The organism is Polynucleobacter sp. UB-Piko-W3, from assembly GCF_018881635.1.
GTDB lineage: Bacteria > Pseudomonadota > Gammaproteobacteria > Burkholderiales > Burkholderiaceae > Polynucleobacter.
In genome coordinates this window covers 139,383-151,859 of record NZ_JACVPY010000004.1, presented here as the reverse complement: position 1 = coordinate 151,859, position 12,477 = coordinate 139,383, and the positions used below count along the sequence as shown (strand labels likewise).

Annotated in this window: 12 protein-coding genes and 1 pseudogene; 5 read left to right on the top strand and 8 right to left on the bottom strand. The window is 45.9% G+C overall.

What is annotated here, in order from left to right; translation table 11 throughout:
* The first annotated feature begins 33 nt into the window (after positions 1–33).
* Entirely contained in the window at positions 34–1,416 is a 1,383-nt protein-coding gene (gene ffh, locus ICN31_RS10130; protein WP_216261131.1) for a signal recognition particle protein, read from the top strand.
* Between the two features lie 23 nt (positions 1,417–1,439).
* On the opposite strand, the gene ICN31_RS10125 is transcribed toward ffh, so the two are convergent.
* Complete coding sequence (locus ICN31_RS10125; protein ID WP_216261129.1) at positions 1,440–3,182, bottom strand: proline--tRNA ligase; 1,743 nt, start codon at positions 3,180–3,182, stop codon at positions 1,440–1,442.
* Between the two features lie 48 nt (positions 3,183–3,230).
* Here ICN31_RS10125 and ICN31_RS10120 point away from each other — a divergent pair, with 48 nt between their 5' ends.
* Positions 3,231–3,830 (top strand): RNA pyrophosphohydrolase, encoded by a 600-nt coding sequence (locus tag ICN31_RS10120; RefSeq protein WP_216261128.1) that lies wholly within the window; start codon positions 3,231–3,233, stop codon positions 3,828–3,830.
* Positions 3,827–4,390, top strand: a complete 564-nt coding sequence (locus tag ICN31_RS10115; protein ID WP_216261125.1) for a CNP1-like family protein — start codon at positions 3,827–3,829, stop codon at positions 4,388–4,390. The genes ICN31_RS10120 and ICN31_RS10115 overlap by 4 nt, the downstream gene beginning before the upstream one ends.
* Positions 4,391–4,415: 25 nt before the next feature.
* On the opposite strand, the pseudogene proB reads toward ICN31_RS10115, so the two are convergent.
* From proB to rplU, 4 genes and pseudogenes are all read right to left on the bottom strand, one after another.
* Positions 4,416–5,192: pseudogene (proB, locus tag ICN31_RS10110) on the bottom strand (glutamate 5-kinase); the annotation flags it as partial.
* Positions 5,193–5,219: 27 nt separating this feature from the next.
* Entirely contained in the window at positions 5,220–6,308 is a 1,089-nt protein-coding gene (gene cgtA, locus ICN31_RS10105; RefSeq protein ID WP_216261121.1) for an Obg family GTPase CgtA, read from the bottom strand.
* An 87-nt stretch (positions 6,309–6,395) separates the two neighbouring features.
* Positions 6,396–6,656 (bottom strand): 50S ribosomal protein L27, encoded by a 261-nt coding sequence (gene rpmA / locus ICN31_RS10100; protein ID WP_088525748.1) that lies wholly within the window; start codon positions 6,654–6,656, stop codon positions 6,396–6,398.
* Between the two features lie 19 nt (positions 6,657–6,675).
* On the bottom strand, positions 6,676–6,987 hold the full coding sequence (rplU, locus tag ICN31_RS10095; RefSeq protein ID WP_011902040.1) for a 50S ribosomal protein L21: 312 nt from the start codon (positions 6,985–6,987) through the stop codon (positions 6,676–6,678).
* A 75-nt stretch (positions 6,988–7,062) separates the two neighbouring features.
* On the opposite strand from rplU, the gene ICN31_RS10090 reads away from it, so the two are divergent.
* Complete coding sequence (locus ICN31_RS10090) at positions 7,063–8,067, top strand: polyprenyl synthetase family protein (protein ID WP_216261119.1); 1,005 nt, start codon at positions 7,063–7,065, stop codon at positions 8,065–8,067.
* Positions 8,068–8,074: 7 nt separating this feature from the next.
* On the opposite strand, the gene ICN31_RS10085 is transcribed toward ICN31_RS10090, so the two are convergent.
* Positions 8,075–9,010, bottom strand: a complete 936-nt coding sequence (locus ICN31_RS10085) for a reductase (protein WP_216261117.1) — start codon at positions 9,008–9,010, stop codon at positions 8,075–8,077.
* A 55-nt stretch (positions 9,011–9,065) separates the two neighbouring features.
* Between ICN31_RS10085 and ICN31_RS10080 the strand changes: the two genes are divergently transcribed.
* A complete protein-coding gene (locus ICN31_RS10080) occupies positions 9,066–9,833 on the top strand; it encodes a fumarylacetoacetate hydrolase family protein (RefSeq protein ID WP_216261116.1) in 768 nt (255 codons plus the stop codon).
* 81 nt (positions 9,834–9,914) lie between these two features.
* Here the strand turns inward: ICN31_RS10080 and ICN31_RS10075 are convergent, their stop codons facing one another.
* Complete coding sequence (locus ICN31_RS10075; RefSeq protein ID WP_216261115.1) at positions 9,915–10,934, bottom strand: 2-dehydropantoate 2-reductase; 1,020 nt, start codon at positions 10,932–10,934, stop codon at positions 9,915–9,917.
* Positions 10,935–11,035: 101 nt separating this feature from the next.
* Positions 11,036–12,451, bottom strand: coding sequence for a sodium:solute symporter family protein (locus ICN31_RS10070; RefSeq protein WP_216261114.1), 1,416 nt, complete (start codon positions 12,449–12,451; stop codon positions 11,036–11,038).
* Positions 12,452–12,477: the final 26 nt, after the last annotated feature.

Below are 12,477 nucleotides of genomic sequence, written 5' to 3'. Positions count from 1 at the left end.
CTAAAATATCCATATGGAAAGTCTAATCGATAAATGCTAGAGAATCTCACCGATCGCCTATCACGCGTTGTTAAAACAATGCGGGGGCAAGCCCGCCTCACTGAAGCCAACACTGCTGAAATGCTGCGAGAGATCCGCCTAGCCTTATTGGAGGCTGACGTAGCGCTACCAGTAGTGAAGTCTCTACTAGAGCAGATTAAGTTTAAAGCCCTTGGTGAAGAAGTGGTTGGTAGCCTTAGTCCAGGCCAAGCTCTGGTTGGCGTAGTCCAGCGTGAACTAACCCAAGTGATGATGGGCGATACCGATCAAAGTGGCGAACTCAACCTAGCCACTCAGCCGCCAGCAGTGATTTTGATGGCAGGCTTACAGGGTGCCGGCAAAACCACTTCTGTTGGCAAGCTGGCTAAATGGCTCCAGGAAAAGAAAAAGAAAAAAGTGTTGACCGTTTCTTGTGACGTCTACCGCCCTGCCGCTATTGAACAGCTTGAAACTGTCACCAAACAGGTTGGTGCGGAATTTTTTCCAAGCAATATTAATCAAAAACCAAATGATATTGCACTGGCTGCCCTGGATTGGGCTCGCCGTCATTATTTTGATGTCGTATTGGTTGATACCGCGGGTCGCTTAGGCATTGATGAAGCGCTCATGCAAGAAATTAAAACTTTGCATGCGAGCCTAAACCCAATCGAAACACTATTTGTAGTTGATGCCATGCTCGGTCAAGATGCCGTCAATACTGCGAAAGCCTTCCATGAAGCACTTCCGCTGACTGGCGTGGTTCTGACCAAGCTAGATGGCGACTCTCGCGGTGGCGCCGCCCTTTCTGTGCGCCAAGTGACTGGTGTGCCGCTCAAATTTATTGGTGTGGCTGAAAAAATGGATGGGCTTGAAGCTTTTGATGGACAGCGGATGGCCAATCGTATTTTGGGTATGGGCGATATTCTGGCTCTAGTTGAACAAGCACAAGAACATGTTGATGTTGCTAAGGCCGAGAAATTAGCAACGAAGATCTCTAAAGGTGGATTTGATTTAGGAGATTTTCGTGATCAACTCATGCAAATGCAAAAGATGGGTGGTATGGCGAGCCTGATGGATAAGTTGCCCAGTCAGGTTGCTCAAGCAGCTTCTAAAACAAATCTCAGCAATGCAGATAAACAAACAACGCGCATGCGCGGCATTATCGATAGCATGACCCCGCGTGAACGCAGCAAACCTGAACTACTCAAAGCCAGTCGCAAACGGCGTATTGCGGCAGGAGCGGGAGTGGAGGTCCAAGAAGTCAATCGTCTGCTTGCTCAGTTTGAGCAAATGCAAACCATGATGAAGCAATTCAAGGGCGGAAAGATGGCGCGCACCATGGCAACCATGGCTGCAAAAGGAGCCGCCAAAGGCATTGGCGGACTCTTTAAAAAATAAACTGGATGAATAGTGCGAAGAGCTTAATGAATTGAGTTCTTCGCTGCTTGAATAGCGGCAATCACCTTTGCTTTGATATCGGCTAACGGAATATTTTGGGACTCTGCATCTGTGCGACCTTTAAATTCGACTTCAGCGTTGGCTAAGCCACGATCACCAATCACTACACGGAACGGTGCGCCAATCAATTCCCAGTCAGCAAACATCGCGCCCGGCCGCTCATTGCGATCATCCAAAATCACATCGATACCAGCAGCAAGCAATTCATCATGCAATTGATCGCATGCTACCTTAACAGCCTCTGACTTGTCGTAAGCCATTGGGCAAATCACCACCTCAAATGGCGCCATGGAAATTGGCCAAATAATGCCACGCTCATCATGACCTTGTTCAATAGCTGCGCCTAACAAGCGCGTCACGCCAATACCATAACAACCCATCACCATTGGCTGTGCTTTACCTTGTTGATCAAGGTAGGTACAACCCATTGCTTCTGAATAACGGGTACCTAATTGAAATACGTGACCCACTTCAATGCCACGACAAATATCTACAACGCCTTTACCATCTGGAGAGGGATCACCAATGACTGCATTTCGGATATCAAGCACTATAGGCTCAGGTAAATCGCGGCCCCAGTTCACTCCCGTCAAATGGTGACCGGCATCATTGGCGCCGCACACAAAGTCAGACATATTGGCTACAGTTCGATCTGCCACCACCGTGACATCAGCACTTACTCCAACAGGGCCCAAATAGCCTGCTGGCGCATTACAGGCTTGCTTGATTTCAGTTTCAGTAGCAAAACGAGATTCTGTCATACCAGGCACTTTGCTTGCCTTCACCTCATTCAGATCATGGTCGCCGCGCACCAACAACATAAACAGTTTGGCAGGGCCTTTTTCTTGTTCAACTGCAAACAGTAAGGACTTCACAGTCTTCTCAAGAGGAATATTCAGAAACTTCGCAACATCTGCGCAATTCGTCTTTTCTGGCGTTGGTACCTTACTCATAGCGGCAGTTGCAGCAGCTCTTACTGCTAACAATGCAAGTGATTCAGCTGCCTCTAAATTGGCTGCGTAGTCTGAGCTTGGGCAATAGACAATGGCATCTTCGCCAGTATCTGCAATCACATGAAACTCTTGACTACCAGATCCACCAATAGCACCGTTATCAGCCGTGACCGCTCGGAACTTCAAACCCATCCGCTGAAAGATGCGGGTATAGGCATCAAACATGATTTGATAAGACTTTTTTAATCCTTCAGTATCGCGATCGAATGAGTAAGCATCTTTCATGCTGAACTCACGACCACGCATGATGCCAAAACGGGGACGACGCTCATCACGGAATTTTGTTTGGATCTGATAGAAATTGACAGGCAACTGCTTGTAACTCTTAATCTCATTTCGTGCTAAATCAGTAATCACTTCCTCAGAAGTCGGCTGAATTAAAAAGTCTCTATCGTGACGGTCTTTAATACGAAGTAGCTCAGGGCCCATCTTTTCCCAACGACCAGTCTCTTGCCATAGCTCAGCAGGCTGGATCATCGGCATCAGCAATTCAATTGCACCAGCACGATTCATCTCTTCGCGAATAATATTTTCGACCTTGCGAATTACCTTCAAACCCAGTGGCAAATAGTTATAAATGCCTGCACTAAGCTTGCGAATTAAACCTGCCCGCACCATGAGTTTGTGCGAAACCACCTCTGCGTCAGAGGGGGCTTCTTTTAGCGTAGCGAGAAATGATTGTGATACTTTCATGAATGGATATAATCAAATCGTTGATTTTAAAGGATTTGAGGCACGATCATGCTTGACCGTGAAGGGTATCGCCCCAATGTCGGCATTGTCCTCCTGAATGGCCGTAACGAGGTTTTCTGGGGAAAACGCGTTGGGCAGCATTCGTGGCAGTTCCCACAAGGTGGGATTCAGCATGGTGAAAGCCCTGAGCAGGCCATGTTCCGCGAATTGCATGAGGAAGTTGGCTTGCTGCCGGAGCATGTCCAAATTATTGGACGAACTAGGGACTGGCTTCGTTATGACGTTCCTGAGGAATACTTGCGCCGTCAAATCACCACTCGCGTCCACCGTACCGCCTATCGAGGCCAAAAACAGATTTGGTTCCTTTTGCGCTTAGTAGGTCTAGACAGCGATATTCAATTACGTGCCTCAGATCACCCAGAATTTGATGCCTGGCGCTGGGTCCCATTCTGGATTCAGTTAGATTCAGTCATTGATTTCAAGCGCGAAGTTTATGAGCTAGCCCTTTCAGAGCTCGCTCGCTACCTTTCTAGGGGGTTAAGAATGCAGCAACTTGCCTGGGGAACGCCACTCGATCTCATTCAGGCTTTTTACGCTGATCATGAGGATCAATACAAACCACCCACCAAATCGGATAAAGAAAAATGAATGCCACCTTACGCAAAATTAGCGCCTGCGCGATTAGCATTTCAATCGGCGGAAGCTTAATAGCTTGCACAGGCGACCCACTACAGAGTGGTTTAGATCCATTCGCTCCGATGGTATTTAAGGAGGGTACAACCACTATGCCTTTAAATCCACCCAATAAATCTACCCTACAGCCCTTTTATGTTACTCAAACCACGATCTTCAAATTTGCTGTAGACACTAACTCTATCCTCATTGGTGCGGATGGAATCACGCGCTACATCGTCGTAATCACTAATCCAAGTGGTGGCCAACAAAGCCAATACGAGGGGATTCGTTGCGACTCCTTTCAATGGCGTCTCTACGGGGTCTATGAAAGTAGCGGCTGGAGAGAAAATCCTCTATCTAGCTGGAAAGCTATTGAACGTGATATACCGAATCGGTATCAAGCCTCCTTAGCGCAAGGGGCATTTTGTAATTTCAACTCTCAAGAGAAAAATATCAACACCATCTTGAGTTCGCTAAATCCTAATGGCTTTATTGGTGGACAAAAGCCAACCAACTCAAACGGTATTCAATAAAAGAGTTACTTAACTTGGATTAATTAGCGCTTAAACAGGTACCAATCTTTTCACCCGCTAGAAGACGAGTCAGCACATTAGACTCACGACCAGAAGCGATCACTGTAGATGCTCCCGTTTGTACTGCAATCTTTGCGGCTAATACCTTAGTTAACATACCACCCTTACTCAATTCGCTGGCTGCACCACCCGCCATCTTCTCTAGAGCAGGATCACCCGCAACAGCATTGCTTAGTAGGGCTGCATCCTGATTGAGACGAGGATCGGCAGTATATAAACCACCTTGATCAGTCAAGATAATCAAAAGATCAGCATGAACTAAGTTTGTGACTAAAGCGGCTAAGCTATCGTTATCACCAAATTTAATTTCATCGGTTACTACCGTGTCGTTTTCATTGATGATTGGAATAACGCCCAGCTTTAACAAAGTTTCTAAGGTTGCTTTCGCATTCGCATTACGCTCAGGATTTGCCAAATCGGCATTAGTCAATAAAATCTGCGCGCTGTGTAAATTAAAGCGGGCAAAACAGCTCTCGTAAACTTGAACTAAACCCATTTGCCCAACCGCAGCAGCAGCCTGAAGTTGATGAATTTCTTGTGGGCGCTTAGCCCAACCTAAACGCTGCATACCTTCAGCAATTGCCCCTGAGCTCACCATCAACACTTCGTGGCCAGACTTCAATAGCGCTGCCATTTGCTCGGCCCACATCCCAATTGCAGCATGGTCTAAGCCCTCACCATTATTGGTAACTAGACTAGAGCCTACTTTGACAACGATACGTTTGGTTTGTTTAGCGTTCATAAAAACTGAGAAATTTGAATCAATACTTTAATCGGGTTTTTTATCTTCTAGCTGATCTTTATAGCGAGGATCTTGAGCGCGTTCGTCTTGCTCATCACGATCGCGACGCACAGAATCTAAATAATCCTGTAGTGCGTAGCAAAGCTTATCGCATCCAAGACCAGTCAAAGCAGAGATCTCAAATTTGGGGCCTTTCCACTTAAACTTTTTCACAAAGTCTGTAACCACCTTTTGACGATCCTCTTCGGGAATCATATCCACTTTGTTTAAAACTAACCAGCGCGGCTTTTCAACTAGAGCTTCGTCGTACTTACGCAGCTCATTGACAATTGCATTGGCATCGGCCACAGGATCAACATTCTCATCAAAAGGTGCAATATCCACCAAGTGCAATAGCACGCCTGTTCGTTGCAGATGACGTAAGAAGCGATGACCCAGGCCAGCCCCTTCAGCAGCGCCCTCAATCAAACCTGGAATATCGGCAATCACAAAACTGCGCTCACTCCCTACACGAACTACACCCAAATTAGGATGTAAGGTAGTAAATGGATAGTCAGCAATCTTTGGACGCGCATTAGAAACAGCAGTAATCAAAGTTGACTTACCGGCATTAGGCATGCCCAGTAAACCTACGTCAGCCAATACCTTTAACTCTAGCTTTAACTTACGACGCTCACCTGGCTTGCCATTAGTCTTTTGACGTGGTGCTCGATTCGTACTACTCTTAAAGTGAATATTGCCCCAACCACCTACACCGCCTTGTGCAAGACATAGACGTTCACCATGGGTTGTTAAATCGGCAATCGGTTCACCAGTTTCGTAGTCAGCAATGATTGTGCCAACTGGCATCCGCAGTTCAATATCATCCCCTGCGCGGCCATAGCAATCTGCACCACGACCAGGTTCACCATTTTTTGCAGTATGTGTTTTAGCGTAGCGGTAATCAATCAAGGTATTAATATTGCGATCGGCTATAGCCCATACACTTCCGCCCTTACCGCCATCACCGCCATCAGGTCCACCAAATTCAATGAACTTTTCACGGCGCATAGAAGCACTCCCGGCGCCACCTTGGCCAGCTATGACTTCAATACGCGCTTCGTCTATAAATTTCATGAATAAAAAAGGCCTCGCTTAGCGAGGCCTGTTCCTAAGAGTTAAATTCGCAATAAATCTGAATCAAACGGATCTCAGTCAGGCGCCTTATGAACGAGGCAAGACTGAAACTAGGGCCTTCTTCAAAGCACCCTTAACGCCGAATTGCACTTGACCGTCAATTAAGGCGAACAAAGTGTGATCTTTACCAATACCAACGTTTACACCTGGATGAACCTTAGTGCCGCGTTGACGAATAATGATGCTGCCAGCATTAATTTGCTCGCCGCCAAATACCTTAACGCCTAAGCGTTTCGATTCTGAGTCGCGACCATTTCGTGTTGAGCCGCCGCCTTTTTTCTGTGCCATATCTTTCTCCTACCCTGAATTAGGCTTTAATCGTGTTGATCAAAATTTCAGTGAAATTTTGACGATGGCCTTGGTGCTTTTGATAATGCTTGCGACGGCGCATCTTAAAGATTGTCACTTTATCGTGACGTCCCTGGGAGACGACAGTGGCCATCACAGCTGCACCATTAACCAATGGATCACCTAATTTCAGTGAAGCGCCTTCGCCAACGGCGAGGACCTGGTCAAGAGTGATTTCGCTGCCGATTTCCGCTGGTATCTGTTCTATTTTCAATTTTTCGCCTGCAGCAACTTTATACTGTTTGCCACCGGTTTTTATGACCGCGTACATGGTTTGAAACCTCAATTAATATCTACATTTAAGCTAATCCACCCTGGATCAGCTAAGCCCATTATTATATCTTGCATGCCAAGTACTGTCAAAATCAATGACTTAAGCCAAATCCTGGCCCCAATTGCCTTAGATTTCAAGGCTTTAGATGGGGTAATTCGCCAGCGATTGGCCTCAAAAGTCGCCTTAATTGACCAAATTTCCTCATATATCATCCAGGCTGGTGGTAAGCGGGTACGCCCCGCCCTATTGATGCTGGTGGCCAAAGCCCTTGGCAATGGCAAAGAAATCTCACACACCCTAGAAATGGCGGCAGTAGTTGAATTTATCCATACTGCCACCCTCCTGCATGACGATGTTGTAGATGAGTCCACCCTTAGAAGGGGTCGGGAGACCGCAAATGCGGCTTTTGGCAACGCTGCCAGCGTTCTAGTAGGTGATTTTCTTTACTCTAGAGCTTTCCAGATGATGGTTGATCCAAATGACATGCGCGTGATGAAGATTCTGTCAGATGCCACCAATACGATTGCCGAAGGTGAAGTATTGCAATTGTTAAACATGAATGACCCAGAGGTAGACGAAGCAAGCTACTTACAAGTGATTCGCTACAAAACTGCCAAACTATTTGAAGCATCTACCGAGTTGGGCGCAATGTTAGCTAATGCAACAGATTTACAGTGTGCACAAGCTGCGGCTTTTGGTCGCCACATTGGTACCGCATTCCAACTCATGGATGATCTACTGGACTACACGGCCAACGCTGCGCAGATGGGCAAGAATGCTGGCGATGATTTACGTGAAGGCAAACCGACATTGCCTCTCATTTATTTACTAGAAAACGGCAGCAGTGAAGAGCGTCTTTTAGTGCGAGCAGCCATTCAACAAAATCAAGATTTACCTGATGATGTATTTGTCCAAATTTTGAATGCTGTGCAAACTTCTGGTGCTTTAGATTACACCCAAGCTGCGGCCAAACGTGAAGCAGACTTGGCTTTGGCATGTATTCAAGATTTCCCAGCTAACGAAGCAACATCAGCATTGCGCGCCTTGTGTGAATACTCACTCGCACGCCAGACCTAAAAAGTAATTAGCCCCCAACGCTTTTCATTCTTAACTCGCGTGCAGTAATGCGCGCGCGCTCTGCTTCTTCACTTAAACGTGAAACCTCTGCTGGAGATAATTTTTCTAGATTCGAATAATCTAACTTCCAGCTTGGATCAGTAGACCAAATCAAGGGTGACTGCACTGTCGTGCGCGCCGCAGTAGCGCTTTCTAAAAGACTTAGCGCTAATTCAAAATTCAGCGTTCGGGAGCTGGAGTCATGAGGCTTTGCCGCTGAATTTCCGAGAGGAAAATCACTAAATAAAAATCTCGGTACTCCGCAATATTCAACAATATCCTTCGCAGCACCCATCACAACCGTAGAAATACCGTTTGCCTCTAAATACCGTGCTAGCAAACTTTGACTCTGATGGCATATCGGGCAATTCGGAATTAAAACTGCAATATCCACTTTATCTACGCGCAGCATTTCCAAAATAAGAGGTGCATCAATTTCTAGAGTGTGACGTTGGCTACGATTAGTCGGTAGCCCATAAAAATTCGGTGATAGCGCTCCAATCCTTCCAGACTGAACCGCTTGTTTAGCTGTCGCTAACGGAAACCAACAATCGCTATCCTCCATATTGGCATTTTTACGATCGATCCCAACGTGGGCAATTCGTAAATCGATATCACCAGTCACAGAGTTTTGATAGGGCTGGTAAAACTTGGCAGCAGCGTTATAAGGGGCGCCTGGGCCTTGAAGACCTTTATTGGGGTCATAAGGCACAGCAGTAGTAATGAGGCCCAAGACCAATTGATTTAGTGGTTTTTGGAGTGGCGCAAAGGGCGCCTCTATGTAATGAGCCCAGATGTATGGGTTGTCATAACCCAAGCCAAGGTAATAGCTTCGGGTGCGCTCCATATAGCGAATGGGCTGATCCATTTCTGGTGCAAAAATAAGCTCTAGAGCCTTAGACATCCATTGATCCCTGTAAGATATTACCTAACAAATATTCACTTTATAGGAACTCATTATGGCTCAATGGCTTAGATTTCAGCATCAGGGGAAAAGTGGTTTAGGTCAGGTGCAGGGCGACCAAATTCTGGTTTATGCGGGCGACTTGTTCAAGGATCCAAAACCAACGGGTGAAACACTCAAACTAGCAGATATCACGATTGATATCCCTTGCACCCCATCCAAAATGGTTGCAATGGTGGACAACTTCCATGCGCTAGTGACTAAACTAGAGCATGCTGTACCTGCTGAACCTTTGTACTTCCTAAAGGGGAATAACTCTTTCTTAGCTGCCAATCAAACTATTCGCATGCCTAAGTCCTACTCAGGCAAAGTGGTTTATGAGGGTGAACTTGGGATTGTGATCGGCCAGCATATCCATGAGGCTGATGAAGCTGAAGCTGCAAAAGCGATTTTTGGCTACACCTGTATCAATGATGTGACGGCTATTGAAATTCTGAATCGTGATCCAGGTTATGCCCAATGGACACGCTCGAAGAGCTTTAATACCTTTGGTGTCTTTGGCCCTTACATCACTACCGGTGTAGATCCCAGCAAATTAAGCATCAAGACAATTCTGAATGATCAAGAGCGTCAAAACTATCCGATTGCAGATATGATTTTCCCGCCCGCGAAATTAGTCAGCTTAATTTCGCAAGATGTTCCCCTGCAAGCGGGCGACATCATTGCTTGTGGAACCTCAGTAGGTGTTGGTTCAATGAAGCCGGGCAGCAATGTCAGCATCATCATTGATGGCGTTGGTCGCCTCGATAATCGTTTCGAATAAAAAAGTAGTTGCCTTAAGAACAAAAACCCTTGCAACTAGATAGCAAGGGCTTTTAATGCCTTCAGTTTATTGTTGTAATGCTTAGTAACCTGAAACTGATGGCAAAGCTAAACTACCTTTGGAGACTTGCACGTTTTCATCTAGGTACTTTGTCAAAGCAAATACAGCGTTCAAACAAGGTGTTGGTGTTTGAGTGATCTGACCTAGCTCAATTGCAGAGCCCAAAAGTGCATCGATCTCTAGGCTACGGCCAGCCTCTAAGTCCTGCAACATAGAAGTCTTGTGTTTACCAACTTTTTCAGCGCCAGCAATACGACGCTCAATATCAACCCGGAAAGTTACACCCAGCTTTTCTGCAACACTTTGAGCTTCTGCCATCATGTTGCGCGCTAATTCTTTGGTCAATGGATATTGGCAAATACCTTCCAAGGTTCCATGCGTTAAAGCACTAATTGGATTAAAAGTCATATTGCCCCACAGCTTGAGCCAAATCTCTGAACGAATATCTTCCAAAATTGGAGATTTAAATCCAGCTGCGGCCATCACCTCAGAGATCTTCTGAATACGCTCAGTAGGCTTACCATCCAACTCGCCCAATGGGAAACGATTGCCCTCTACGTGTCGGATCACACCAGGAGCTTGAGTAAAGGTTGCAGGGTAAACAACGCAACCAATAATATTGTTTGGATTAATGGCTTTCTTTGCTACACCACCGGCATCTACTGTTTCAACCGAGTGATCTTGATACTCGCCAGCAAGCTTTTGGAAATACCACCAAGGAATGCCATTTTGCATCGGAATCAAAACAGTCTCTGGGCCCATGATGGCTGCTAAGTCATGAATGATTGGATCAACTTGATGCGCCTTCACCGCTAGCATGATTACATCTGGTGTTTCAACATCTGCAATTTTTTCAACCGCTTTGACATGGGCCACTAGAGGCTCGGGCTGGTCATCCATGATTAATGCCAAACCGCGCTCTTTAACTGCAGCTAAAGTTGCACCGCGTGCCACAACGGTTACCTCATTGCCCGCTCGCGCCAACATCACTGCTAGGTAGCCGCCAATAGCGCCACCCCCGCCAATCACACAGATTTTCATAGGGATCCCATCAGAATAAAATTTTTGTATTACTTAAATACTAGATGAGAATATTTTCCGACACAACAAATTTGATTGCCTAATTTTTAGGCAAGGAGTATCTAAACTGTTTTTAAGCGGTCTTTAGATACATGGCTGCCTAAGACCATCCCCATAATACTGGCGAGTAAACCTGCCAACTGTGGCGGCAAAGTGGCATTTGGCGCCAAAATTTCACAGCTAATCCAAACAGTCAAACCACAGACTACCGACAAGAGGCCGCCTAAAGAATTTGCTTTTGACCAGTACACCCCGAATGCTAGAGGTACAAAGGCTGCAACTAACGTAACCTTATAGGCACTCTCAACCATTTTGAAAATGGATAGCTCAGAATTAATTGCAAAGAAGGTAACTACAACAGCAAAACACAATACTGTGATGCGCATGATTTTTAGTAACTCATGGTCCGTTAAATGATTAAAAAATCCTCGCACAATATTTTCTGCAAAGGTTACTGAGGGGGCGAGTAATGTTGCACTAGCGCAACTCTTAATTGCCGAAAGTAAAGCTCCAAAGAACATGACCTGCGCAATCACCGGCGCATGATTCAGAATCAATTTTGGCAGAATCATTTGTGAATCAGTATATAAATACTCTTTCACTAGATCTGGATTAATGAGCGTTGCCGAATAAGCTAAATACATTGGTATGAAAGCGAAAATAAAATACAGGACCCCACCCAAGATGGCGGCCTGCACAGCAATGTTGACATTCTTAGAAGAGGTAATGCGCTGGAAAACATCCTGCTGGGGAATGGAACCAAGCATCATGGTGCATAAAGCAGCCACAAAGCCCAAGATAGAGGCCAGATTCATATCCGGCCAGAAGTTACTAAATTGGCCCGCAGCTGCAGCATGCTCTATTACTACACCGATGCCACCGGTTTGCGCGGTCATCTCGCCACCGATATACAACATCCCAATCACAATAATGATCATTTGAATAAAGTCGGTAATTGCAACCGACCACATGCCACCGAATAAGGTATAAATCAGCACACTTCCAGCTCCAATAATCATGCCAGCAGTCTGAGAGATGCTGCCCTCAGACACCACATTAAATACGAGACCCAAAGCTTTAATTTGTGCAGCGACCCAACCCAAATAAGAGACCACAATACAAAGCGTAACCAATACTTCAACAGTGCGTCCATATCTTTCACGAAAGAAGTCGCCAATCGTGAGCATCCGGCGGTTATAGAGATGGCGAGCAAAAAAGAGGCCAACTAATATCAAACACAAGGAAGATCCAAAGGGGTCAGAAACAACTCCGCCCAAACCTTCTTTTAAAAATGTAGCAGGAATACCTAAAACGGTTTCAGAACCAAACCAGGTAGCAAAAACGGTGGCAGTAACGATCGGCAGAGGAAGGCTATGACCAGCGGCAGCAAAGTCAGCGGTATTTTTAACCCGTAAGGCAGCCCATAATCCAATGCCAATGGATATAAGCCAATAAATGATGACGAACCAAATGAGCACGCCCTATTTCTCCTTCAATAATTTGG

Excerpts from the sequence above, each read along its gene's own strand:
- ffh (WP_216261131.1), top strand. The coding sequence starts at position 34 with ATGCTAGAGAATCTCACCGATCGCCTATCACGCGTTGTTAAAACAATG.
- ICN31_RS10125 (WP_216261129.1), bottom strand. The coding sequence starts at position 3,182 with ATGAAAGTATCACAATCATTTCTCGCTACGCTAAAAGAAGCCCCCTCT.
- ICN31_RS10120 (WP_216261128.1), top strand. The coding sequence starts at position 3,231 with ATGCTTGACCGTGAAGGGTATCGCCCCAATGTCGGCATTGTCCTCCTG.
- ICN31_RS10115 (WP_216261125.1), top strand. The coding sequence starts at position 3,827 with ATGAATGCCACCTTACGCAAAATTAGCGCCTGCGCGATTAGCATTTCA.
- cgtA (WP_216261121.1), bottom strand. The coding sequence starts at position 6,308 with ATGAAATTTATAGACGAAGCGCGTATTGAAGTCATAGCTGGCCAAGGT.
- rpmA (WP_088525748.1), bottom strand. The coding sequence starts at position 6,656 with ATGGCACAGAAAAAAGGCGGCGGCTCAACACGAAATGGTCGCGACTCA.
- rplU (WP_011902040.1), bottom strand. The coding sequence starts at position 6,987 with ATGTACGCGGTCATAAAAACCGGTGGCAAACAGTATAAAGTTGCTGCA.
- ICN31_RS10090 (WP_216261119.1), top strand. The coding sequence starts at position 7,063 with ATGCCAAGTACTGTCAAAATCAATGACTTAAGCCAAATCCTGGCCCCA.
- ICN31_RS10085 (WP_216261117.1), bottom strand. The coding sequence starts at position 9,010 with ATGTCTAAGGCTCTAGAGCTTATTTTTGCACCAGAAATGGATCAGCCC.
- ICN31_RS10080 (WP_216261116.1), top strand. The coding sequence starts at position 9,066 with ATGGCTCAATGGCTTAGATTTCAGCATCAGGGGAAAAGTGGTTTAGGT.
- ICN31_RS10075 (WP_216261115.1), bottom strand. The coding sequence starts at position 10,934 with ATGAAAATCTGTGTGATTGGCGGGGGTGGCGCTATTGGCGGCTACCTA.